Source organism: Phytohabitans rumicis, from assembly GCF_011764445.1.
GTDB classification, from domain to species: domain Bacteria; phylum Actinomycetota; class Actinomycetes; order Mycobacteriales; family Micromonosporaceae; genus Phytohabitans; species Phytohabitans rumicis.
This window is the reverse complement of record NZ_BLPG01000001.1, coordinates 4041320-4064813: the sequence shown is the minus strand read 5'-3', so window position 1 is coordinate 4064813 and position 23494 is coordinate 4041320. Positions and strand designations below refer to the sequence as shown.

Annotated in this window: 24 protein-coding genes, 1 pseudogene and 1 riboswitch; of the genes and pseudogenes, 20 read left to right on the top strand and 5 right to left on the bottom strand. The window is 71.2% G+C overall.

Annotated elements, in window-relative coordinates:
- Positions 1-66: 66 nt before the first annotated feature.
- From Prum_RS17980 to Prum_RS17970, 3 genes are read left to right on the top strand one after another with little or no spacing between them, the layout of a single operon-like run.
- Positions 67-564, top strand: a complete 498-nt coding sequence (locus Prum_RS17980) for a hypothetical protein (RefSeq protein ID WP_173077598.1) — start codon at positions 67-69, stop codon at positions 562-564.
- Positions 565-583: 19 nt separating this feature from the next.
- Complete coding sequence (locus Prum_RS17975) at positions 584-1006, top strand: hypothetical protein (protein WP_173077597.1); 423 nt, start codon at positions 584-586, stop codon at positions 1004-1006.
- Between the two features lie 9 nt (positions 1007-1015).
- Complete coding sequence (locus tag Prum_RS17970; protein WP_173077596.1) at positions 1016-1303, top strand: DUF4229 domain-containing protein; 288 nt, start codon at positions 1016-1018, stop codon at positions 1301-1303.
- Here the strand turns inward: Prum_RS17970 and Prum_RS17965 are convergent.
- Together Prum_RS17965 and Prum_RS17960 are read right to left on the bottom strand one after the other, a co-directional pair.
- Positions 1263-1652 carry a PPOX class F420-dependent oxidoreductase gene (locus tag Prum_RS17965; RefSeq protein WP_218577279.1) on the bottom strand — a complete coding sequence of 130 codons (390 nt, stop codon included), beginning with the start codon at positions 1650-1652 and terminating at the stop codon, positions 1263-1265. The genes Prum_RS17970 and Prum_RS17965 overlap by 41 nt on opposite strands.
- A gap of 54 nt (positions 1653-1706) precedes the next feature.
- Positions 1707-3020 carry a C39 family peptidase gene (locus Prum_RS17960; RefSeq protein ID WP_173077594.1) on the bottom strand — a complete coding sequence of 438 codons (1314 nt, stop codon included), beginning with the start codon at positions 3018-3020 and terminating at the stop codon, positions 1707-1709.
- A 146-nt stretch (positions 3021-3166) separates the two neighbouring features.
- Here Prum_RS17960 and Prum_RS17955 point away from each other — a divergent pair, with 146 nt between their 5' ends.
- From Prum_RS17955 to Prum_RS17900, 12 genes and pseudogenes are all read left to right on the top strand, one after another.
- Positions 3167-5026 carry a M14 family metallopeptidase gene (locus tag Prum_RS17955; protein ID WP_173077593.1) on the top strand — a complete coding sequence of 620 codons (1860 nt, stop codon included), beginning with the start codon at positions 3167-3169 and terminating at the stop codon, positions 5024-5026.
- Positions 5027-5182: 156 nt separating this feature from the next.
- Positions 5183-5250: riboswitch (cobalamin riboswitch) on the top strand.
- Positions 5251-5356: 106 nt separating this feature from the next.
- A pseudogene (locus Prum_RS17950) lies at positions 5357-6276 on the top strand (ABC transporter substrate-binding protein).
- A 58-nt stretch (positions 6277-6334) separates the two neighbouring features.
- Complete coding sequence (locus Prum_RS17945; protein WP_173077592.1) at positions 6335-7378, top strand: FecCD family ABC transporter permease; 1044 nt, start codon at positions 6335-6337, stop codon at positions 7376-7378.
- Positions 7375-8148, top strand: a complete 774-nt coding sequence (locus Prum_RS17940) for an ABC transporter ATP-binding protein (protein WP_173077591.1) — start codon at positions 7375-7377, stop codon at positions 8146-8148. Before Prum_RS17945 ends, Prum_RS17940 begins: the two co-directional genes overlap by 4 nt.
- Before the next feature lie 26 nt (positions 8149-8174).
- Positions 8175-8678, top strand: coding sequence for a GlnX family signal transduction membrane protein (locus Prum_RS17935; RefSeq protein WP_173077590.1), 504 nt, complete (start codon positions 8175-8177; stop codon positions 8676-8678).
- Entirely contained in the window at positions 8570-9484 is a 915-nt protein-coding gene (locus tag Prum_RS17930; protein ID WP_503826942.1) for a GlnX family signal transduction membrane protein, read from the top strand. Before Prum_RS17935 ends, Prum_RS17930 begins: the two co-directional genes overlap by 109 nt.
- Positions 9481-10458: a glutamate ABC transporter substrate-binding protein gene (locus tag Prum_RS17925; RefSeq protein WP_173077588.1), complete on the top strand. Its 978-nt coding sequence runs from the start codon at positions 9481-9483 to the stop codon at positions 10456-10458. The genes Prum_RS17930 and Prum_RS17925 overlap by 4 nt, the downstream gene beginning before the upstream one ends.
- 17 nt (positions 10459-10475) lie before the next feature.
- A complete protein-coding gene (locus Prum_RS17920; RefSeq protein ID WP_173077587.1) occupies positions 10476-11663 on the top strand; it encodes a hypothetical protein in 1188 nt (395 codons plus the stop codon).
- Positions 11660-13891, top strand: a complete 2232-nt coding sequence (locus tag Prum_RS17915) for a serine/threonine-protein kinase (RefSeq protein ID WP_173077586.1) — start codon at positions 11660-11662, stop codon at positions 13889-13891. Before Prum_RS17920 ends, Prum_RS17915 begins: the two co-directional genes overlap by 4 nt.
- A complete protein-coding gene (locus Prum_RS17910) occupies positions 13888-14865 on the top strand; it encodes a protein phosphatase 2C domain-containing protein (protein ID WP_173077585.1) in 978 nt (325 codons plus the stop codon). The genes Prum_RS17915 and Prum_RS17910 overlap by 4 nt, the downstream gene beginning before the upstream one ends.
- Positions 14862-16157: a vWA domain-containing protein gene (locus Prum_RS17905; RefSeq protein ID WP_173077584.1), complete on the top strand. Its 1296-nt coding sequence runs from the start codon at positions 14862-14864 to the stop codon at positions 16155-16157. Before Prum_RS17910 ends, Prum_RS17905 begins: the two co-directional genes overlap by 4 nt.
- Positions 16157-16849 carry an FHA domain-containing protein gene (locus Prum_RS17900; RefSeq protein ID WP_173077583.1) on the top strand — a complete coding sequence of 231 codons (693 nt, stop codon included), beginning with the start codon at positions 16157-16159 and terminating at the stop codon, positions 16847-16849. Before Prum_RS17905 ends, Prum_RS17900 begins: the two co-directional genes overlap by 1 nt.
- Positions 16850-17461: 612 nt before the next feature.
- On the opposite strand, the gene Prum_RS17895 is transcribed toward Prum_RS17900, so the two are convergent.
- The 3 genes from Prum_RS17895 to Prum_RS55075 are packed head-to-tail and all read right to left on the bottom strand — an operon-like array spanning position 17462 to position 19980.
- On the bottom strand, positions 17462-17644 hold the full coding sequence (locus Prum_RS17895; protein WP_173077582.1) for a CstA-like transporter-associated (seleno)protein: 183 nt from the start codon (positions 17642-17644) through the stop codon (positions 17462-17464).
- Complete coding sequence (locus Prum_RS17890; RefSeq protein WP_173077581.1) at positions 17641-19770, bottom strand: carbon starvation CstA family protein; 2130 nt, start codon at positions 19768-19770, stop codon at positions 17641-17643. Before Prum_RS17890 ends, Prum_RS17895 begins: the two co-directional genes overlap by 4 nt.
- A gap of 15 nt (positions 19771-19785) precedes the next feature.
- Positions 19786-19980 (bottom strand): DUF3311 domain-containing protein, encoded by a 195-nt coding sequence (locus tag Prum_RS55075; protein ID WP_173077580.1) that lies wholly within the window; start codon positions 19978-19980, stop codon positions 19786-19788.
- Positions 19981-20072: 92 nt separating this feature from the next.
- Here Prum_RS55075 and Prum_RS17880 point away from each other — a divergent pair, with 92 nt between their 5' ends.
- Genes Prum_RS17880 through Prum_RS17860 form a run of 5 tightly spaced genes read left to right on the top strand, consistent with a single transcriptional unit; the run spans position 20073 to position 23334 of the window.
- Positions 20073-21539 carry a sodium:solute symporter family protein gene (locus Prum_RS17880; protein WP_173077579.1) on the top strand — a complete coding sequence of 489 codons (1467 nt, stop codon included), beginning with the start codon at positions 20073-20075 and terminating at the stop codon, positions 21537-21539.
- A complete protein-coding gene (locus Prum_RS17875) occupies positions 21536-22051 on the top strand; it encodes a SigE family RNA polymerase sigma factor (protein ID WP_173077578.1) in 516 nt (171 codons plus the stop codon). The genes Prum_RS17880 and Prum_RS17875 overlap by 4 nt, the downstream gene beginning before the upstream one ends.
- Positions 22051-22335 (top strand): hypothetical protein, encoded by a 285-nt coding sequence (locus Prum_RS17870; protein WP_218577278.1) that lies wholly within the window; start codon positions 22051-22053, stop codon positions 22333-22335. The genes Prum_RS17875 and Prum_RS17870 overlap by 1 nt, the downstream gene beginning before the upstream one ends.
- Positions 22336-22389: 54 nt before the next feature.
- Positions 22390-22992 (top strand): RNA polymerase sigma factor, encoded by a 603-nt coding sequence (locus Prum_RS17865; RefSeq protein WP_173077576.1) that lies wholly within the window; start codon positions 22390-22392, stop codon positions 22990-22992.
- A 3-nt stretch (positions 22993-22995) separates the two neighbouring features.
- Positions 22996-23334 carry a hypothetical protein gene (locus tag Prum_RS17860; RefSeq protein ID WP_173077575.1) on the top strand — a complete coding sequence of 113 codons (339 nt, stop codon included), beginning with the start codon at positions 22996-22998 and terminating at the stop codon, positions 23332-23334.
- The last annotated feature ends 160 nt before the right edge of the window (positions 23335-23494 follow it).

Below are 23494 nucleotides of genomic sequence, written 5' to 3'. Positions count from 1 at the left end.
GGGGCACCGATGTCGATTAGAGGACAGGTAACGGGTACCTGAGAGCTCGCTGACATACTGGCTCAGGTGGGCAAACGGGAACTGGAAGTAAAAGTGGCGGCAGGTGAACGGCTGACCGCCGAGGACGTCGAGGCGCTGGCCGACGCCGACGACCTGGCCTGGTTGGGCCGGCTCGCGCACGGCCGCCGGGTCGCCGCGCACGGTGAGCGGGTCACTTTCCTGGTCGGCGAGCACGGGCCGGACGCCGTCTCGGTGCCCGTCGGGGCGTCGCCGGCCGAGACGCTCCGGGCGTTCGCCCTGGCCCGCCTGGCGGCACCCGACAACGCCCACGTGACCGGCTCGACCGCGGTCCACGGCGCCCCGCTGGCCCAGCTCGCGCTCAACTTCGGCGCCGACGACCTGCTCGTGCCCGCGGACACGGACCGGGACGAGGTGGTGCACCTGATCTGGGACGCCGGCCTCCGCCCGGTGGAACGGGACGCCGAGCACAACGTGGTACGCGAGTACGACCCGCCGGTCCCGCTCGCCGAACGCCGTGCCGAGCCCCAGCGCGTCTGGGCCTAACGCGTACGCTCAGTGGGTTATGACTGAGGCGCAGAGTGGATTTCCGCGGCGGGACGCCGAGGGGCGGATACTCACCGTGACCGACCTGCTCGGGCTGACGCTGGCCGGCCTGGTGATCGGTGTCCTCGCGCTGGTCGTCTTCGACGGCGGGTTCTCGCTGCTGGGCCTCGGCGACTTCGGCCGGGCGACCGGCTGGCTGGCGGTGATCCTCCCGGCCTGGATCTTCGTCGAGGAGTTCCGGGCGTGGGGCACCGGGCCCGCACGGATCGTCGTCGCGCTGGTCGGCGTCGCGGTGTCCGGGACGCTGGGGCTACTGATCGCGGGCATCCTCAACGGTCTCGGACCGCTCTGGAGCGGCGCGGCCGCCGCCACGGCGTTCGCGCTGGCGTACGCGTTGGTCTGGTTTTACGGCATCCGATGGCTGGCCCAGCGGACCGGGTGAGGGATAGGCATGAGCCCCACGATTAAGTACACATTGGGCCGTATCGGGCTGTTTGTCGTGGTACTGGCGGCTCTCTGGCCCCTTGAGATCGACATCTTCATCAAGCTGATGATCGCCCTGCTCGCGTCCGCGGGGTTCTCGTACTTCCTGCTGCGCGGGTGGCGCGACCAGATGGCCAACCAGATGTCGGCCGCCGCCGAGCGGCGCAAGGCGGAGAAGGAACGCCTGCGCGCCGCCCTGGCGGGGGAAGACGCCGCTAGTGAGGGACGAAAGCCTCCGGCCGGATCGTCAGAATGACCCGGACGGCCGCGTCCGGGATCGGGTACGACTTGCCGTAGCGGCGCTGGAGCGACTGGTAGAACGACGCCTGCGCGTCGTCGTCCTCGATGGTCTCCAGCACGCCGCGCACCTCGATGTAGCGGTACGGATCGTCCGGGTCGGCGATCGACAGCGCCACCCGCGGGTCGCGCTGCAGGTTCCGGAACTTCTGCCGGGTCTTGGTGTGGGTCATCCGGATCCGCTCGCCGTCCCAGTCGAACCACATCACGTTGGTCTGCGGTGCGCCGTCGGGTCTGGTGGTGGCGAGGTGGGCGAACGTAGGTCGCTTCAGGAGGTCGGCGTGGCTCTCGGGGGAGTCATTGGTCAAGCGATACACCCGGACGCGGGCCCGCCGCCAGCGGCGACGGGCCCGACTCATGCGCTACAGCGGCAGGCCCGCCACCCGCGGCCAGGGCTTCCACCAGGGCTTGATGAGGTACGCGATGCCACCGGAACCGCCGGACACGCCGCCACTCGCGTTGATTCGCTTGGTACGCAGCCACACCTGCTCGAACTGCTCGCGTTGGTAGACGTTGCGGACGGCGTCGTTGGACGAGGAGGCCGGGTCGTTGACGACCACGTCCCCGTCCGGTGTGAATCCGACCACGACGAACAGGTGCCCGGCCGTGCCGTAGTTCGCCCCGTCCAGCTCACTGGCCAGGAACGACTGGCTGGTGATCACCGGGATGCCGGCCCGGATGAAGCGCTCCACGTCGTCCAGCGAGTGCAGCCGGGTGACGAGCGCGTCCAGCCCCGGGTAGGACGCGGCGTACGCGGTGTTGAACGGCCAGTTGCCGGCGCCGTCGTACCGGTAGTCGTAGACCATCCGGGCGGCGTGGTTGACCGAGGGATCCGGGTACGTCGGGTCCACCCACGCGGTGTCCTCCTCGGACGGCCCCCGGCCCCAGTACTCGATCACCATCTCGGTGGAGGTCGGTGAGCACCAGGCTTCGCCGCCGCCGTCGTACTCGGGGTAGTGGCCCTCGTGGATGTTCTGCGAGTAGCGCGGCACGGGCAGCTCGCGGCCCCAGGCGATGCCGCCGGCGCTGGGCGTGACCGTGAAGCGGTCCGGGACGTACGAGCTCATCGCGCCGAGCATCCAGACGCGCGGCGAGCGCCGCTGGTCCGGCGCCCGGTAGAGGGTCAGGCGCAACTGGTACGCGCTGAGCATGACCCCGTTGGCGACGTCGTCGATGGAGAACGTGTCCGTCCAGATCGTCGACCACGGGTCGCCCTGGCGGTTGACGCTGGTGCGCTTGATGTCGGCGTCGCCCGAGGCCCAGCGGCCCATGACGTACCAGGGTGTCTGGGTGCCGGTGTTGTAGGTGCCCTGCAGCTCGATCTGGATCCAGGTGCCGGCGGGCGTCTCCGCGTTCCAGGAGGCGACCAGCTCGCTGGCGTCGAAGCCGACCTCCCGGACCGGCGAGGTCCAAGTCGAATAGGCCCATGTCTTCGTTATGCCGGTATGCGGGTCGGGGTAGTCCACAGTGCCGGTTGGCCGGCTGATCGTGATGCCGGTGCGCACGCCCGGCAGGGCCACGGTGCCCTGATGCGTGCCGCCGCGCCAGTCCTGATAGCTGGACCAGCGCTGGAAGGTGATCTGTTCGTCGTGAGTGATGGCTCCTCCGGCGACGGCCGGTGCCGCGGGGCCAAGCAAGGCGAGGGCCGTTACCGCGGCGGCGGTGGTTCTGACCATGCCGCCACTATGTCGTTTGGAGAGAACTTTCGCCAGAGGCTTCTGAGTAGAAAATCTTTGCCGAAAAGACGACCACAATGACATATTGATATGACCATGTGACAGGTGGTGCAGTGGGTCATCTCCCCACCCCCAGGAGGTCACTGATGCCTATCCGCATACCCAGAACCCGCAGGATTATCGTCCTCGCGGCCACCATGGCGGCCGGATTGCTCCTCATCATGAGCAGTCCGGGTAACGCCAAACCGGAACCCGGCGGGAAGGCCGCCGAGGTCGCCGCACAGTACACAGTGGTCGGTCCGCGGACCTTCGCTGACCGTGACGCGGTGGCCCGTACCGGTGCGGCGATCGACTACATCGAGCACGGGAAGCTCTACATCTCCGCCACCAAGGCCGAGGTCCAGGCCATCGGCAGGCTCGGCTTCCAGGTGGTACCCGTACCGGTAGCGGCGCCGGACGCCGTCAACGCGCTGGACTTCCCGCCGGCCGACTCGGCGTACCACAACTACGCGGAGTTGACGACGAAGGTCAACCAGGTGGTGGCCGACCACTCGTCGATCGCCCGCAAGATCAGTCTCGGCAACTCGTACGAGGGCCGGGACATCATGGCCATCAAGATCTCCGACAATGTGGCCACCGACGAGGCCGAACCGGAGATCCTTTTCAATGCGCAGCAGCACGCGCGCGAGCACCTGACCGTCGAGATGGCGATCTACCTGTTGGACCTCTTCACCGACAACTACGGCTCCGACTCGCGGGTCACCAACGTCGTCAACACCCGAGAGATCTGGATCATCCCGACGGTCAACCCGGACGGCAGCGAATACGATGTCGCCACCGGCTCGTACCGCTCATGGCGCAAGAACCGGCAACCCAACTCCGGCTCCGCCAACGTGGGCACCGACCTCAACCGCAACTGGTCGTACAACTGGGGCTGCTGCGGCGGCTCGTCCGGCTCGACGGGATCCGAGACGTACCGCGGCCCGTCCGCGTTCTCCGCGCCGGAGACCCAGCGGGTGCGCGACTTCGTCAACAGCCGGGTGGTCGGCGGCGTCCAGCAGATCAAGGTGAACATCGACTTCCACACGTACTCCCAGCTGATCCTGTGGCCGTACGGCTACACCACCGCCAACACGGCCCCCGGCCTGGGCGTCGACCAGCAGGCGGTCTTCCAGACGATCGGGCAGCAGATGGCCGCCACCAACGGCTACACGCCCGAGCAGTCCTCCGACCTCTACATCACCGACGGCGACTCCATCGACTGGATGTGGGGCCAGCACGGCATCTGGGCGTACACCTTCGAGATGTACCCCGGCTCGGCCTCCGGCGGCGGCTTCTACCCGCCCGATGAGGTCATCCCGGCGCAGACCTCGCGCAACCGCGAGGCCGTGCTCATCCTCTCCGAGTACGCCGACTGCCCGTACCGCGCGACCGGCATGCAGGCCACCTACTGCGGCGGTGGCGGCACGACCGTGTGGTCCGACAACCTGGAGACCGCGGCCGGCGGCTGGACGACGAACGCCTCCAGCACGGACACCGCCACGCTCGGGCAGTGGGCCCGGGGCGCCGCCCAGGCGACCACGTCCAGCGGCGCCAAGCAACTGACCCCGTTCGCCGGCAGCAACGACCTCGTCACCGGCCCGCTCGCGGGCGCGGCGGCCGGCGACCACGACGTCGACGGCGGCCTGACCAGCGTGCGGTCGGGCGCGGTGACCCTGCCATCCAGCGGGACGCTGTCACTGTCGTTCGCCTGGTACCTGGCGCACGGCTCGAACTCGTCATCCGCCGACTTCTTCCGGGTCAGCGTGGTGCACTCGGGCGGCACGACGGCGCTCTTCACCCAGGCGGGCGCGGCGAGCAACCGCAACGGCGCCTGGGCCACCCAAACCGTCAGCCTCACCCCGTACGCCGGCCAGTCCATCCGCATCCTGATCGAAACCACGGACGCGAGCACCGCCTCCTTGGTAGAGGCCGGCGTAGACAACCTAACCATCACCTCCTCCTAGCGCCCGCCGCTCTCTCTTTCCGTCGATCAAGGGCAAACGGTCGTGGTTTGATCTCCAATCCACGACCGTTTGCCCTTGATCGACGCGGAATCCCTTGATCGGCGCGGGAGGGCTGCTCAGCGGTGCGCTACCGTGCTAGCGACTGCCCGTAGCGAAGCCGGTGCGACACCGGCGCTGTCCCGCAACTGTGATGCCGTCCGGGATGTCCGGATGGACTAGCCAGGTCGCCTGCGGCGCGGTCGCGAACAGCGCTCTCGAGGAGGGGCGCCTCGCGGGCGGAGCGGGTCTCCTGTCGGCGAAGCACCGGATCCTCGACCGACGGGAGGACCAATGAAGAAACCCCTGATCGCTCTAGCAGCGATCGCCGCTCTGACCGCCGCCCTGGGTGGGTGCGCCGACGACTCCGACGAGCCGGCCGCCGCCGGGGCGACCAGCGCGGCCGCGAGCTACCCCGCGACGGTCGGCAGCCTCACCCTCGCCAAGCGCCCCGAGAAGATTGTCTCGCTGTCACCGAGCGCGACCGAGATGCTCTTCGCGATCGGCGCGGGCGGCCAGGTGACGGCCGCCGACGACAACTCCAACTATCCGCCCGAGGCACCCAAGTCGGACCTGTCCGGGTTCCAGCCGAACGCCGAGGCGATCGCCGCCAAGACCCCGACCTGGTGGTGCTGTCCAACGACAGCAACAAGGTCGTGGATCAGCTCACCAAGCTGAAGATCCCGGTGTACCTGGCCCCGGCCGCGGTCACGCTCGACGACACGTACAAGCAGCTCTCCGAACTGGGCACGCTCACCGGCCACCCGGCCGAGGCGGGTGACCTCGTGCAGCGCATGAAGGACGACATCGCCAAGCTCGTCAAGGACGTGCCGCAGCGGTCCGCGAAGCTCACCTACTACTACGAGCTGGACCCGACCCTGTACTCGGTGACGAGCAAGACGTTCATCGGCTCGCTCTTCTCGCTCGTCGGGCTGGAAAACGTCGCCGACCCGTCCGACGCGGACGGCAAGAAGGGCGGCTACCCGCAGCTGTCGCCCGAGGCACTGATCAAGTCGGACCCCGACCTGATCTTCTTGGCCGACACCAAGTGCTGCCAGCAGTCCGCCGAGACGGTCAAGGCCCGTACCGGCTGGGCGGCGATCACCGCGGTGAAGGCCAACCAGGTGGTGGCGCTAGACGACGACATCGCCTCCCGCTGGGGCCCCCGCGTGGTCGACCTGGTCCGCGCCATCGTCGCCGCGGTCCCCGCGTGAGTGTCAGTGGTTAGGAGGGGACCCCTGCTATGCAAAAAGCGCTAACAGGGGCCCTTCCTTGCACAAAGGGTGGGTGGCGGCGGGCATTGCGGCGGTCGTCGTTAGCGTGCTCGCGGGGGTGGCGTTCGGGCCGGTCAGCCTGCCGCCGGGGAGCGTCGCCGCCGAACTGCTCAACCTCATCCCCGGTGTCCACCTGCACAGCGGCCTGGACGAGCGGGAGATCGCGATCGTCACCCAGATCCGGCTGCCGCGCGTGGTGCTCGCCCTCCTGGTCGGCGCCATGCTGGCCCTCGCCGGCGGCTGCTACCAGGGCGTCTTTCGCAACCCGCTGGCCGACCCGCACCTGCTGGGCGTGGCGGCCGGCGCCGGCCTCGCGGTGACCGCCGTCATCGCGTACCGGGTCAGCACCGGCAGCTCGGGCGGCGACGTGACGTCCGGGCTGCCGCTCACCACCCCCGTTGCCGCGTTCCTCGGCGCGGTCGGGGCGGTGCTGCTGACGTACCTCCTCGGGGTCGGCGGTGGCCGCGACCGCTCGCCGGCGACGCTGATCCTCGCCGGCGTGGCCGTCTCCGCGTTCCTCGCCGCCGGGCAGACGTACCTCATGCAGCGCAACGTCGACGCCATCCGCGAGGTCTACTCGTGGCTGCTCGGGCGGCTCGCGACGGCCGGCTGGCACGACGTGCTGGTGATCCTGCCGTACGCGGTCGTCACCGGCGCGGTGCTCCTGCTCTTCCGGCGCGAGCTGGACGTGCTCTCGGTGGGCGATGAGGAGGCGACCAGCCTCGGCCTGCACCCGCAGCGCTCGCGCTACATCATGCTCGCCGCCGCCAGCCTCGGCACCGCGGCGGCCGTGTCGGTGTCCGGCCTGATCGGGTTTGTCGGCATCATCGTCCCGCACACCGTGCGCCTGCTCGCCGGCGCCAGCTACCGGGTGATCCTGCCGCTGTCGGTGCTCTTCGGCGGCGCGTTCCTCACCCTCACCGACCTGGTCGCGCGCACCGTGGCCAGCCCCGCCGAGATCCCCATCGGCGTGGTCACCGCGTTCTTCGGCGCGCCGTTCTTCGTGCTCGTCCTGCGCACCACGAAGCGGGTCACGCTATGACCACCGCCGTCGACGCCCAGGACGTCCGCGTCACGCTCGGCGGCGCGCCCATCCTCGCCGGCGTCGACCTCGCGGTCGACACCGGCGAATGGGTCACCGTCATCGGACCCAACGGCGCCGGCAAGTCGACCCTCTTGCGCGCCGTCGGCGGCCTCCTGCCCGCGACCGGGTCCATCTCCCTCTTTGGTACGCCCAGCGACCGGCTCCCGAGGCGACAGCGCGCCCGGATCGTGGCGACGGTGGCGCAGTCGCCCGTCGTGCCGGCCGGCATGGCCGTCTTCGATTACGTGCTGCTCGGCCGCACCCCGTACGTGCCGCCGCTGGGCCGCGAGTCCGCCGCCGACCTGGCCGCCACCACCGAGGTACTGCACCGCCTCGACCTCGAACGCTTCGCCGCCCGCCACCTCACCACCCTGTCCGGCGGGGAGCGGCAGCGGGTCTTCCTGGCCCGCGCGCTGGCCCAGGGTGCCCCGCTGCTCCTGCTGGACGAGCCGACCAGCGCCCTGGACATCGGGCACCAGCAGGAGGTGCTCGACCTGGTCGACGAGCTGCGCCGGGACCGTGGCCTCACCGTGCTGGCCACCATGCACGACCTGTCCATCGCCGGCGAGTACGCCGACCGCATGGTGCTCCTGTCCGCCGGCCGGGTAGCCGCGACGGGTACACCCCGTGAAGTCCTCACCGAAAATCTCCTAGCGGAGCACTACAACGCACGCGTACGGGTCATCGAGGGTGACCACGGACCTCTGGTGGTGCCTGTTCGGGGTTGAACCTCTTGGCTACCTTGATCCCTGTGGTGACAGGGACTCTCACGAGGCAGCGGCAGGCCGCCGTCCCAGCGATCCAGCGGCGGCTTCGGCAGACGCCGGGGCGGCTTTCCCTTGCAACGGCGGTGCTCGTCGTGCTGGGTCTGGCCACCGGGATCGCCGGGGCGCTCGGCGTACGCCAGCGGGCCGACCTCGTCAGCGGTGCCACGGCGCGCAGCGGTGAGCTGACCGTCGCGGCGCAGCGGCTCTACCGGGCGCTCTCCGATGCGGACGCCACCGCGGCGAGCGCGTTCCTGACCGGTGGCGTGGAGCCGGCCGCCCTGCGCGACCGGTACCAGGTCGACATCGCGGACGCGGCAGCCGCGCTGGCCATCGTCTCCGGGGCGGCGCCGGTGCGGGCCGCGGTGACGCCGCGGTCGCCCGGATCGCGTCCCAGCTCCCGGTTTACACGGGACTCGTGGAGACCGCCCGGGTCTACAACCGCCAGGGCGTGCCGGTGGGCGGCGCGTACCTGCGCGAGGCGTCCGGGGTGATGCGCGAGCGCCTGTTGCCGGCCGCTCAGGAGTTGTACGACGCGGTCTCCGCCGAGCTGGACGAGGCGCGCGGTGACGCCGGCGGCTTCCCGTGGTTCGCGGTGGCGCTCGGCCTGCTGACGATCGTCGCGCTCGTGCTGGTGCAGCGCTACCTCACCCGGCGCACCAACCGGGTCTTCAACGTCGGGTTGCTCGTGGCGACCGGAGCCGCGGTCCTGCTGGTGCTGTGGCTGGCGGTGTCCGCGGTGCTGACCGCGGGGCGCCTGGACGCCAGCCACGACGAGGGTTCCGAAGAGGTGGCCCGGCTCGCCGACGCGCGCATCACCGCCCTGCAGGCCCGCACCGACGAGTCGCTGACGCTGGTCGCCCGGGGCAACGGCAAGGTGTTCGACGACGACTACACGAAGGTGATGGAGGAGCTCGTCGGCAAGGACGACCGCGGCGGGCTGCTGGGCCCGGGCGATGCCGACCCGACCACCCAGGCCGCGCTGGCGGCCGCCACGACCGAGGCCCGCAACTGGCTCACCGCCCACCAGAAGCTGCGCGACCTGGACAACAACGGCCAGTACGCCCAGGCGGTCACCGCGGCCGTGGGCACCGAGCCGGGCAGTACGGCCAGCATCTCCAGCCGGTTGGACGAGAGCCTGGCCAAGGCGATCGACCACAACGGTGAGATCTTCCGGGAGAAGGTGGACAGCGCGTCCGGCTCCCTCGCCGGGGCCGACATCGGCGTCGGGCTCCTCGCCGCGCTGCTGGTGATCGGCGCCGCGGCCGGGATCCAGCGGCGGGTGGCGGAGTACCGATGAGTGCCCGGGCCCGCGTCGTGGCCGTCGCCTTGGCGGTGCTCGCCGTCGCCGGGTGCTCGTCGAACGGCTCCGGCTCCAGTGGACAGACCATTGTGGACCCACCGCTGCCGGTCGGCGTACACGACCCGGCGGTGTTGCCGACCACCAGCGCGGCGCCGTCCGGCTCCTGCGACCCGCGGGCCAGCCTGCGCCCGTCCGGTGCGCTGCCGGCACCCCGCCAGATGCCGGCCGGTACGACGATGGCGCGCATCCAGAAGGCCGGGCGCCTCGTCGTCGGCGTCGACCAGAACAACTACCGCTTCGGCTACCGCGACGCGCGCAGCGGCGACCTCGTCGGTTTCGAGATCGACCTGGCCAAGGAGCTGGCGCGGGCCATCTTCGGCGACCCCAACAAGGTGCTGTTCCGTACGATCACCACGGCCGACCGGGAGAAGGCCGTCCAGGAGGGCCGCGTCGACATCGTCATCCGCAGCATGACGATGAACTGCGACCGGTGGCAGCGGGTGTCGTTCTCCACCGAGTACTTCAGCGCGGGCCAGGCGATCCTGGTCACCCGCGACTCGAAGATCACTGGACTCAAGGACCTGGCCGGCCAGAAGGTGTGCGCGGCGACCGGCAGCACGTCGATCCGCAACATCGCCGCGAAGGCGCCGCAGGCCCTGCCGGTGTCGGCCAATGACGCCCTCGACTGCCTCGTGCTGCTGCAGCAGGGCCAGGTGGCCGCGGTCTCCACGGACGACGCGATCCTCGCCGGTTTCGCCGCGCAGGACCGGGGCACGCGGGTGCTGCCGGAGAGGTTCACCGAGGAGCCGTACGGCATGGCGATGAAGAAGGAGTCGCCCGACCTGGTGCGCTTCGTCAACGCGGTGCTGGAGAAGCTGCGCGCGGACGGCACCTGGACCCGCCTCTACAACCAGTGGCTGTCGTCGCTCGGCGCGACCCCGGCCCCGCCCGTCGCCCGGTACCGGGATTGACTGTGACGACGCCGCCGATGAGCCGCGACGAGGTCGACCGGGCCATCGTCGGGCTGGTGGCCGCGTACGACCGGATCTCGGCGGCCATGTACGAAATGGACGGTCACCCCGCCCTCGTGCTGCTGCGCAGCGGCGGCCTGCGTGGCAAGACCCAGCAGGTGGCGGTCGAGGTGTTGGCCGCGGTGGACGTGCTGTGGTCGCAGTTCGCCGCGCTGGGCGCCCAGCTCGACCGGGCCAAGACGGTACGCGCCGAGCGGTCCCGGCCGGGCGAGGGCGAACTGCGCGTCCTCACCTCCGTGCTGCGCGGCGCGGTGATCGGGCTGACCTCGGACGGGATCGTGGTCGACGATCCGAGCGCGGGCGCGCCCACCACATGGCAGACACTGCCGGGGTTGGCCGGCGACCTGGAGACCGTGGCCGCCGAGGTGGTACGGGCGCTCGGCGAGGTCGAGGCGTCCAGCAGCCGGGTCGCGGCCTGGTACGTGGTGCCCATGGACGCGCTGGCGCGGGCCCGGTCGGAAGCGGTCGACCTCGGCGGCGACGCCCTCGCCCGGTCCGATGTGGACGGCATCGCGGCGCGGCTGGGCGAGGCACAGGCGGAGGCGCTGCGGGACCCCTTCGGCGCGAGCGGGCCGCCGGCCGGGTTGCTCGCCGAGATCGACGCGCTGACCAAACGGATCGCCGGGCTGGCGGGACTGCGCACGGCGTACCCGGAAATGGTCCGAAGGCTGATCGCGGCGGTGGACAAGGTGGCCGCGGCCGAGAGTGAGGCGCGGCGCGTGCATGCCCTCGCGGAGGCGAAGATCGCGCATGCGGGCCTGCCGCCGGTGCCGGACGCGGTGCCCGCGCTGCGCGCGCACCTGGCGCAGCTCGGGCAGTTGGAGCGGGAGCGGCGCTGGGCCCGGCTGGCCGACGAGCTGTCTATTGTGGAGCGTTCGGTGGCGCAGGCGCGGGAGCGGGCCGCGCACGTGTACGAGGCGGCCGACGGGCTGCTGCAGCGCCGGGCCGAGCTGCGTGGCCGGCTCGACGCCTATCGCTCCCGGGCCGGCCGGATGGGCCTGGTCGAGCACGACGAGCTGTCCGCCCGGCACCGGGCCGCGCAGGACCTGCTCTACACGAGCCCGTGTGACCTTCCGGCGGCCACCCGCGCGGTGGTCGCCTACCAGCGTTACCTCAACGACCTCACGGAGAGGGGACACCCATGAGGTGTGTCCGGCCCGGCTGCCCCGGCTCGTACGGCGCCGACGGTTACTGCGACGAGTGCGGCCGCAAGGCACCGGCGTCCGCCACGGCGGTGCCCAAGCAGGCGTCGACGGCCACCACCCCGTCGGTGGCCACGGTGAGCGCGTCCGGGCGTACGACGCCGTCGTCCGGGCGCAGCCGCGGCTCGTCGCGCGGCGGGCTGGGCGCCGGGCTGATCGACCTGCCCCGGGTGCCGCTGCGCGACCCGGCCACCGCCGTCATGACCGACCCGAAGGTGTCCGAGTCGCGGCGCTTCTGCGTCAAGTGCGAGGAGCCGGTGGGGCGCGGCAAGGACGGCAAGCCGGGCCGGGTGGAGGGGTTCTGCCCGAACTGCGGCCACGCCTTCTCGTTCGTGCCCCGGCTGGGGTCGGGCGACGTCGTCAACGACCGGTACGAGGTGCTCGGCGCGCTGGCGTACGGCGGGTTGGGCTGGATCTACCTAGCCCGGGACCGCAACCTCGCCGACTCGGTGAGCGACCGCTGGGTCGTCCTCAAGGGACTGATCAACACTGGTGACGCGGACGCGATGGCGGCCGCCGTGACCGAGCGCCGGTACCTGGTCGAGATCGACCACCCCAGCATCGTGAAGATCCACGACTTCGTGCAGCACCCCGACCCGAAGACCGGCGTGCCGGTGGGCTACATCGTCATGGAGTACGTCGGCGGCCAGTCGCTGCGGGACATGCTGATGGCCCGGCGCGCCGAGGGCGCACGGGTGATGCCGCTGGCCGAGGTGCTCGCGTACGGCGCCGAGGTGCTGCCCGCGCTCGGCTACCTGCACGGGCGCGACCTGCTCTACTGCGACTTCAAGCCGGACAACGTGATCCACGCCGAGGAGCAGCTCAAGCTCATCGACCTCGGTGCCGTACGCCGGATCGACGACGACGTCAGCGCGGTCTACGGCACGCCCGGCTACCAGGCGCCGGACGTCGCCGAGGTGGGCCCGTCGATCGCGTCCGACATCTACACGGTCGGGCGGTCGTTGGCGGTGCTCAGCTTCGAGTTCCGCGGCTTCTCCACGACGTACGCGTCGTCGCTGCCGGAGCGCGCCGACATCCCGCTGCTGGCCCAGGAGGAGTCGTACTACCGGCTGCTGCGGCGGTCCATCCATCGCGACCCGGCCCGCCGGTTCCAGTCCGCCTCCGAGATGAGCGAGCAGTTGCTCGGCGTACTCCGGGAGGTGCTGTCCGCTGTGGACGGTGCGCCCCGGGCGGCGCTGTCCCGGCAGTTCACGCCGGAGCGGCGGGCGTTCGGCACCGGGGCCGGCGAGGTGGGCGCGGCCGCCGTCGCGGCCGACCTGCGGCCGGCGGACGTGGCCGGTGCGCTGCCGCTGCCGCAGGTGGACGTGCTCGACCCGGGCGCCGGCTTCCTCGCCACGCTGAGCAGCACCGACCCGGCCGAGCTGGTCCGCCAGCTGGAGGCGCCGCCGGTGCGGAGCACGGAGGTGTCGCTGCGCCTGGTCCGGGCCCGCATCGAGGCCGGTGACCTGGACGCGGCCGGCACCGACCTGGACGCGCTCACGGTGGCGGACCCGTTCGACTGGCGCGTTGACTGGTACCGCGGCATCGCGGCGCTCGCCGCCGGCAGGCCGGGGGACGCCCGGGTGGCATTCGACGCGGTCTACGGCGAGCTGCCCGGTGAGCCGGCCGCCCGGCTGGCGCTCGCCGCGGCCATCGAGTGCACCGGCGACACGGCCGCGGCCGAGAAGCTGTACGACCGGGTCTGGCGGGTCGACCGCGGGTTCATCAGCGCGGCGTTCGGGCTGGCCCGGATCCGGCTGGCGGCCGGCGACCGGGACGGCACGCTGGCCGTCCTGGACCAGGTGCCGGACAGCTCCAGTCACCACATCACCGCGCAGGTGGCCGCCGTACGCGCCAGCCTCGTCGCTGATCAGCACTCCCTGCTGGCGGCGGCCGGCCGGCTGGAGCGCCTCGTCCTCGACGTCGAACGGCAGGCGCTGCTCACCGTCGAGATGCTCAAGGCCGCCCTGGACTGGATCACCGGCACGCACCTGCCGGCGCACCGGTTGCCGGACGGGGTGCAGGTGCTCGGCCACCCGCTGACCGAGCGCGGCCTGCGGTTCGGGCTGGAACGGGCGTACCGGACGATGGCCCAGTTCGCCCGCGACCCGGACCACAAGATCGCGCTGGTGGACCAGGCGAACGCTGTTCGCCCCCGGACGCTCACATGAGGGCATGTCCCGAGCACGGGCCGCCGAGCGAGCCGGACCACCGGTTCTGCGAGATCTGCGGGCGCAACCTGGAGACCGGCGGCGCACCGCCGGTGCCCACCGTCTGGCTTTCCTCCCGGGCGGCGGGCGCCGAGTGTGCGGGCTGCGGTGCGTCCTTCGTCGACGCGTCGACCTCCTACTGCGACCACTGTGGACGGCGGCGGGCGATCGGGCGCGGCCATGCCGAGCTGGACCTGGACACGGTCGCCGCGGTCACCGACAAGGGCCGGCGGCGCCCCCGCAACGAGGACGCGGTCGTGATCGGCCGGCTCGACGGCGGCCTTGTGGCGGTGGTGTGTGACGGCGTGTCGACGTCCACCCGCGCGGACGCGGCATCGCACGGCGCGGCCGAGGCCGGCATGACGACGCTGCTCGCCGCCCTGTCCGCGGGCGCCGATCCCACCGAGGCGACCCACCAGGGCGCCCAGGCCGCGGCCAAGGCGGCCCGCTCGGCGGCCGGCCCGGACGACAGCGACGCCCCGCCCAGCTGCACGTACGTCTCCGCGATCGCGTGCGGGGATGCCGTGACGGTGGGCTGGATCGGCGACAGCCGGGCGTACTGGCTGGGGCCCGAGCCGGCGTGCCTGACCATCGACGACTCGATCGCCGGACAGCTCGCCGCCGGGCGTCCGGCACCGGCCACCGTGGACAGTGACGCCTCCTCCCGGGCGCTCATCCGCTGGCTGGGCGCCGACTCCACCGACGCCGAACCGCAGGTCACCACGCTCCGGCCGGCGGGACCCGGCCAGCTGCTGGTGTGCTCGGACGGCCTGCACCACTACCTGTCCGACCCAGCCGAACTCACCGCCGCCGCCACCGGCACCCCCATCGACGTGGCCCGGCACCTCACCAAGGTCGCCCTCGACGGCGGAGGGCACGACAACATCGCGATCGCCGTACTCTCCTTCCCAGCTACTGGAGGATCTGCCCCATGACCGCGCAGTTCTCGGCCGAGATCGACCAGAACGAGTTCCTGCCCGAGGGCGGCCGCGTCGTCGACGCGATCGTCACGGTGACCGCGCAGGGCGGCGACCTGCGCGACACCTCCACAGCACTCACCGCCGCGCAGGTCATCATGGTCGACACGTCCGGCTCCATGGCCATGCCCGGCACCAAGATCGCCGAGGCCAAGAAGGCGACCGCCGTCGCCATCGACACGCTCCGCGACGGGGTGGCGTTCGCCGTCATCGCCGGCACCGCCGGCGCCCACATGATCTACCCGGGCGACAACCGGATGGTCCCGGCCGACGCGAAGTCCAGGGCCGAGGCCAAGGCCGCCGTCACCCGCCTGCGGGCCGACGGGGGTACGGCCATCGGCCGCTGGCTCGACCTCGCCAACTTCCTCTTCGCCGGCCAGCAGGCTGAGGTGAAGCACGCGATCCTGCTCACCGACGGGCAGAACCAGCACGAGACCCCGCAGGACTTCCAGCGCGTACTGGACGCGTGCGAGGGCAAGTTCGTCTGCGACAGCCGGGGGATCGGCACCGACTGGGTGGCCACCGAGCTGCGCAAGGTCGCCTCCACGCTGCTCGGCACGGCGGACGGCCTGGAGGACCCGGCCGAGCTGCCGGCCGCGTTCCGGGCGATGACCGAGTCCGCCATGGGCAAGTCGGTGGCCGACGTTTCGCTGCGCCTGTGGACCCCCGCCGGCGCGAAGCTCCGCTTCGTGAAGCAGGTCTTCCCCCAGGTGGAGGACCTCACCGGCCGCCGCACCGAGGTGAGCGCCCGGATCGGCGACTACCCGACCGGCGCCTGGGGCGCGGAGAGCCGCGACTACCACGTCTCGGTGGAGGTCGAGCCCGACGCGATCGGCGAGGAGGTGCTGGCCGCCCGGATCAGCCTCGTCAGCGGCGGCCAGGTGCTCACCGAAAAGCGGGTGCTGGCCCGCTGGACCGACGACACGGCCCTCTCCACGAGGATCAATCCGCAGGTCGCCCACTACACCGGCCAGGCCGAGCTGGCCGCGGTCATCCAGGACGGGCTCAAGGCCCACGCCGACGGCGACGTCGAAACCGCCACCGCGAAACTCGGCCGCGCGGTCCAGCTCGCCAACGAGTCCGGCCACGAGGGTACGGCGAAACTCCTCAACCGCGTCGTCGAGGTGATCGACGCGCCCACCGGCACGGTACGGCTGAAGAAGCAGGTCGCCAGCGTGGACGCGGAGCTGGCCGACGTGCGTTCCGTCAAGACGGTGCGCGTCAAGAAGAAGCCGGCCGAGGAGGGCTGATGGCGACCTGCCCCAAGGGTCACGAGTCGGAGACCCTGGACTACTGCGACACCTGCGGCTCGCTGATGACCGGTGCTCCTACCGCTCCCGCCGCTCCTGCTCCTGTTACGGCCACTCCTTCGTCTTCGCCCGCTGTGCTTTGTCCCGTCTGTAGCACTCCGAAGACGGGTCGCTTCTGCGAGGAGGACGGGTACGACTTCCTCCTCGCCCCGCCGGTTACCCCGTCGGCGCCCCCGTCTTCTACTTCGTCCCCGTCGCCGGTCGTGGCGCCGGTGGTGGCCCCGGTGGCCGCCTGGCACGTCGTGGTGCGGGCCGACTCCACGTACTTCGAGGTGATCAAGGCCATGGGCGGGGAGGACGCCGGCACGCTCGCGTTCCCCCGCTTCGTGGCCGAACGCCGCTTCGAGCTGGCCGGCCAGCAGATGGTGGTCGGGCGGCGCAGCCGGTCCCGCGGCGTCACCCCGGACATCGACCTCGTCGGGCCGCCCGAAGACCCGGGCGTCTCCCACCTGCACGCGCTGCTGGTGCCGCACGAGGGCGGGTGGGCGGTGGTCGACCTCGACTCCGCCAACGGCACGTACGTCAACGACCCGTCCGCAAACCCCATCGACCCCAACGTCCCCGTACCCCTGCGCGACGGCTCAGTCATCTACCTAGGCGCCTGGACCGCCCTAACAATCTCCTCCCCCTAACCCCTCCCGCCCCTCCCGCCGTGCGCACCCGCCGTCCGCGCCCGCCCCGGCCGCCCCGCCCGCCTTGCGCGTCGATCAAGGGCAAATGGTCGTGCTTTGATCTCCAATCCACGACCGTTTGCCCTTGATCGGCGACGTTTTCCTTGATCGGCGGGCCATGGGTGCGGCGTGTGGGGGAGCGCCAGGGGTGGTCTCGCGGCGAGGCCCCTGTTACGCCCCAGTAGGGGTCCCCTCTTGTGGGCTCGCGCGTGAGGAGGGCGCCCCTATACCGCTCCACGCGCCCAAAGGGGCGCCCTTTTCAGTGGTGGTCCCACAACCGGCGTCCCCCTACTAGGGCGTAGCGATCACCGGGGAGCGGCGCAGCTTGTGACTGGAACACCAGTGCTGTTGTCGGACCGCGATAACAGCACTGGTGTTCCAGTCACGCGTGTGTAGGTCGCGCGGCCCGGACGGATGAGGGTCGCGTGATCTCCCCGCCGACCCCGCGTCGATCAAGGCTTTGCGCGTCGATCAAGGGCAAAAGGTCGTGGATTGGAGATCAAAGCACGACCATATGCCCTTGATCGACGGAAAGCCGGGCCGGCGCCGTGCCGGCGGCACGGGGAGGGCGGGTTAGCAGCAGGTGGCTGTGGGGGTGTCGTCGCGGCGGTCGCAGCGTTGGTGTTCGAAGTCGCGCCGGGACAGCAGCGGCTCCTCCGGGTGGAGGCGCCGGTGCCGCTCGACGTAGTGGTCGTACGCCGCCTCGCCGGTCAGCTCGCGCAGGTACCAGCGGATGGTCGCGACGAACCGTCTCAAGTGCCCGTCCCCACGAGTTCGCGCTGCTTCTCCTCGGCGGTCGGGAAGAGGCCGGACGGGGCCACGATCTTCGACTCCACGTACGGGGTCTCGGTCGTGGGCAGCGGTGTGCGGGCGCGGATGGCGCGCCACCAGACCAGCATGGCGTTGGCGATGACGAGGATGACCAGGATCGCGAAGAGCGCCGACAGCACACCGTCCACGGTGGAGTTGGTGACCACCGCCCGCATGTCGTCGAGGCTCTTGGCCGGCGCCAGGATCTCGCCGCGGTCGAGGGCGCTGGCGTAGCGGTCGCGCTGGGCGAAGAAGCCGATGCGCGGGTCGTCGGAGAACACCTTCTGCCAGCTCGCGGTCAGCGTGACCGTGGCGTCCCAGGCGAGCGGTACGGCGGTGACCCAGGCCCACTTGAGCCGCCCGCTCTTGATCAGGATCGTGGTGGCCACCGCGAGCGCGACCGCCGCCAGCAGTTGGTTGGCGATGCCGAAGAGCGGGAAGAGCTGGTTGATCCCGCCGAGCGGGTTGGTCACGCCGGTGTAGAGGAAGTAGCCCCAGGCCAGTACGACGGCGGCGCTGGTCGCCCAGAGCCCGGGCAGCCAGCTGACCCGGCCGATCGGCTTCCAGACGTTGCCGAGCGTGTCCTGCAGCATGAACCGCCCGACGCGGGTGCCGGCGTCGACCGTGGTCAGGATGAAGAGCGCCTCGAACATGATGGCGAAGTGGTACCAGAACGCCTTCAGTGACGCCCCGCCCAGCACGCTGGAGAAGATCTCCGACATGCCGATGGCCAGGGTGGGCGCGCCGCCCGTACGGGCGACCAGGGTCTGCTCGTCGACCGCCGCGGCGGCGGCGCTCAGGTCCTGCGGGGAGATGGTGAAGCCGAGGTTGGAGACGGCGGCGGAGGCACTCTCCACTGTGGAGCCGAGCACGCCGGCCGGCGCGTTCATCGCATAGTAGAGGCCGGGTTCGAGGATGCAGGCCGCGATCAGCGCCATGACGGCGACGAACGACTCCATCAGCATCGCGCCGTAGCCGACGAGCCGGACCTGCGACTCCTTCTGGATCATCTTGGGCGTGGTGCCGGACGCGATGAGCGAGTGGAATCCGGACAGCGCACCGCAGGCGATGATGATGAAGACGAACGGGAAGAGCTTGCCGGAGAAGACCGGGCCGGTGCCGCTGCTGGCGAACTTCGTGACCGCCTCGGTCTGCAGGTTCGGCGCGGCGATGAGCACGCCGATCGCCAGCAGCCCGATCGTGCCGACCTTCATGAACGTGGACAGGTAGTCCCGCGGTGCCAGCAGCATCCACACCGGCAGTACGGAGGCGAAGAAGCCGTACACCACCAGGCAGACGGCCAGCGTCTTCGGGCTGAGCGTGAACGCGTCGGCCCAGCTGGACTCCTGCACCCAGCCGCCCGCGGCGATCGCGAGCAGCAGCAGGCCGACGCCGATCACGGTGGTCTCGATGACCCGGCCGGGCCGCAGTACGCGCAGGTAGAAGCCCATCAGCAGGGCGATCGGGATGGTCATCGCGATCGAGAACGTGCCCCACGGCGACTTCGCCAGAGCGTTGACGACCACGAGCGCCAGCACCGCGAGCAGGATGATCATGATGGAGAACACGGCCAGCAGGGCCGCCACCCCGCCCACCGCGCCGATCTCGTCGCGGGCCATCTGCCCCAGGCTCTTCCCGTTGCGGCGCATCGAGAAGAACAGGATCACCATGTCCTGCACCGCGCCCGCGAAGATCACGCCGAAGACGATCCACATCGTCCCCGGCAGGTAGCCCATCTGCGCCGCGAGCACCGGGCCCACCAGCGGTCCGGCGCCGGCGATGGCGGCGAAGTGGTGGCCGACCAGGATGCGCCGGTCGGTCGGCTGGTAGTCCATGCCGTTGTCCAGCCGTTCGGCCGGGGTGGCGCGGGTGTCGTCGACGCGCAGGACCTTGCGGACGATGAACCGGGCGTAGAAGCGGTACGCGATGGCGTACGAGCCGAGGGCGGCGATGACCAGCCAGATGGCGGAGATCTCTTCACCACGGGAGAGGGCGAGCACTCCCCAGGCGACCGCGCCGGCGATCGCCACGGCGGACCAGATGAGTACGGATCGGAGTTTGAAGCGGGACATGGGGGCCTCCGGGGGTTAGCGGCGGCGGAGCAGCAGGTACGCGACAGACATGAGTAGAACACTCAAAGGCACCCAAGCCAGTTGATACCAGTAAAAGAACGGCACACCGCCCCAACTGGGACCGTTGCCGTACAAGGGCACCCAGAGCAGGCCGACGAAGGGTGCGGCGAGGCATCCGGCGGCGACCAGTCGTGCGGTGTTCGACGTCACATGGCAGAGTTGCCGGACCTGTGGAACTGGTTTACCGGAGATTTCGCCGATGTTTCGTGTAAACGGATGTGGCCCGTGCGCAACCTAAGATCATGCCCGAGCCTCTGACCGTCGGCGCGTTTCTCGCCGTTGTCGGCGGTACGTCGCTGGTCGCGGTCGCCGCGCGCTGGTTCCGGCGGGACGACTCGCTGCCGACGCTGGAGGGCTGGGCGCTGGCCAACCGGCGCTTCGGGGCACCCACCACCTGGTTCCTGCTCGGCGGGACCATCTACACCGCGTACACGTTCGCCGCCGTACCCGGGCTCGTTTACGGCGCCGGGGCGCTCGGGTTCTTCGCGCTGCCGTACACGGTGATCGTTTATCCGCTGGCGTTCGTGCTGCTGCCGCGGCTGTGGGCGGTGGCGCGCGAGCACGGCTACATCACCGTGGCCGACTACGTGAAGGGCCGGTACGACTCGCCGCTGCTCGCCCTGGCCGTCGCGCTGACCGGGATCCTGGCCACGATGCCGTACATCGCGTTGCAGTTGCTCGGCATCCGGGCCGTGCTCACGGCGGGCGGCCTGTACCCGCGCGGGCTGGCCGGCGACCTGGCCCTGATCGCGGTGTTCGCGGTGCTGGCGGCGGCCACGTACCGGCACGGGCTCCGGGCGCCCGCGGTGATCTCCATGGTCAAGGGCGCGGCGATCTTCGGCGCGACGCTCGCGGTGGTGGCGGTGGTCCTGGACGAGCTGGGCGGTCCGGGCCGGATGTTCGAGAGCGCCGAGGCCCGGCACACCGCGCTCACCCTCGACCCCGAGCTGTACCCGGCGTTCGCCACGCTCGCGCTCGGCTCGGCCATGGCGCTGCTGATGTACCCGCACGTGCTGACCGCCGCGTTCGCCGCGTCCAGCCCGCAGACGCTGCGCAAGGTCACGGTGGCGCTGCCGGCCTGGACCGCGGTGCTCGGGCTCTTCGGCGTCCTCGGGATCGCGGCGCTCGCCGCCGGTGTCGAGGCCCCGCCGGGGAACGCCGAATCGGCCGTCCCGCTGCTGGTCAAGCAGCTCATGCCGGCCGCGCTCACCGGCGTACTCTTCGGTGCCTTTGTAGTCGGCGCGCTGGTGCCGGCGGCGGTGATGTCGATCGCGGCGGCGACCGCGTTCGTCCGGAACATCTACGTCGAGTACTTTCACCCGACCGCGACGCCCAAGCACCAGACCCGGATCGCGCAGCTGGTGTCGCTGACCGCGAAGGTGGGCGCGGTCGCCTTCGTCCTGGGCCTGCGCAACCAGGACGCCATCAACCTCCAACTGCTCGGCGGGGTGTGGATCCTGCAGACGTTCCCGGCGATCGCGATCGGCCTCTTCACGACCTGGCTGGACCGGCGCGCGCTCCTCGCGGGCTGGGCGGTCGGCATGGTCGCCGGCACGTTGCTGGTGGTCTGGGGCGGCTTCTCCGCGGTGGTGTCCGTGGCCGGCGTCCCGGTGTACGCCGCGCTGGTCGCGTTCGCCCTGAACCTCGCCGTGGCGGCGGGCCTCACGCTGGTCCTCGCCGGCACCCGGACGGCGGTGCGGATCACATGACCACGCCGATCGAGGTGGCCGTCGACCAGGACGCGGCCCTCGCCGAAATCTTCGGTTCCCAGTACGGGGCGATGCTGCGGCTCGCCGTGCTCCTCGGCGCCGACGACGCGGAGGACATCGTGGCCGAGGCGTTCTACCAGCTCTACCGGCGCTGGAAGAAGCTGCGCGAGGCGGGCGCGGCGGTGGCGTACCTGCGGTCGGTGGTCTGCAACCTCACCCGGATGCGCCTGCGCCACCTCCAGGTCGTGCGCAGGCACGCCACGCCGGATGCCGGGATGCTGCCCGGCAGCTCCGCGGAGACCGAGGCGCTGCTGCAGGATGACCAGCGGGCGCTGGTCGCGGCGCTCAAGGAACTGCCCGCGCGGCAACGGGAGGCGCTCGTCCTGCGGCACTGGCTCGGGCTGCGCGAAGCCGAGATCGCCGCCGCGATGGGCATCTCCTGCGGCGCGGTGAAGTCACACACCTCGCGCGGGATGGCCGCCCTCACGCGCGTGCTGGAGGAACGGCGATGATGAGCGACAGCAGCACCGAAGAACGCCTGCGCGAGACGCTGGACGCGCTGGCCGCTCAGGTCGACGCGGCGCCACCCGCGTACGAGCCGGCGCGGGCGCAGTGGCGGCGGCGGGAGCGGCGGCGCCGGCTGATCCTGGCGGTGCTGATCGCGATCGTGTTCGCCGTCGCCGACCTCATCGGGCTGTGGGCGCTGAACCAGACCCAGGACCGGACGCCGATCATTTTCGACGACCGCACCCGCATCCACCAGCCGGATCCGACCTCAGGGGTCGGCCCACCATGATCCGATTGCTGTTACCCTCCTAGATCGACAACGCCTGGGACGGGAACAGTTCTCTTGAACGACGAGGAACTAGCCGGGGCCCTGGTCGCGGCCGTACGGGGGGATTCCGCGGCTTTCGCCCATCTCTGGCGTTCCTTGCAACCATCACTCCTGAGATATCTTCGCGTCATCGTCCGGGACGCGGCCGAAGACGTCGCCTCGGAGACCTGGCTTCAGGCCGCCCGTGACCTGCCCGCCTTTGCCGGCGACGCGCCCGCGTTCCGGGTGTGGCTCTTTCGCATCGCCCGGCACCGCGCGATCGACGAGCACCGGCGCGCGGGCCGCCGTCGCGAGGAACCCCGAGAACTGTCCGATCAGGACATGCCGACCACCGCGCCGGACGCGTCCCACCAGGTGATCCAGCGGTCCGACACGGCCTGGGCGCTGAACGTCATCGCCTCGCTCCCCAAGGATCAGGCCGAGGCCGTAGCTTTGCGGGTGGTCGTCGGGCTGGACGTGGCCCAGACCGCGCAGGTGTTGCGCAAGCGGCCGGGAGCGGTGCGCATCGCCGCCATGCGCGGGCTGCGCCGCCTGGCCGGGAACGCCGAGGTGCAGGCCCGCCGGCGGGCGGCCGGGCCGTCGTTGGGGCTCAAGCCCGCGCCGCCGGAGGGGGTGTAGCGCATGCAGTGGAACTGGCGGCGCCGCCTCAGCCGGCGCGATGCCGAACGGGTGCTCGCGGGTGACCCGGTCGGGCCCGAGCACCCGGAGTTGAGCAGGCTGCTCGCCGCCGCGTCCGCTCCACCGCACCCGGATGAGCTGGTCGGCCAGCAAGAGGTGATGGCCGCATTCGAGCGGGCGGTCCGGACCGCCGATCGAGCCGCCGCTCGGCCGCGCCGGCGCTGGTGGTCCGCCCTGCGCCGCGAGTGGGGTCCCCCATGGCAGTTGCGCCGGGTGCCGGGCCGGCTCCCTCATGGCAGCGGCGTTCCTCGGCCCTGTGGGTGGCCGCCGGGACGGCAGTGATCATGGTCGGCGGGTCGGCGGTGGCGGCTCAGACGGGCGTGCTGCCGAGCGGTGCCCAGCAGACCGCGCACGAGGTGTGGGGGCGCCGCCGCCGCGCAAGAAGCCCCGTCCGGCCCCGTCCCCTACCGCGGCGAAGCCCGTATCCACCGAGACGCCTCCG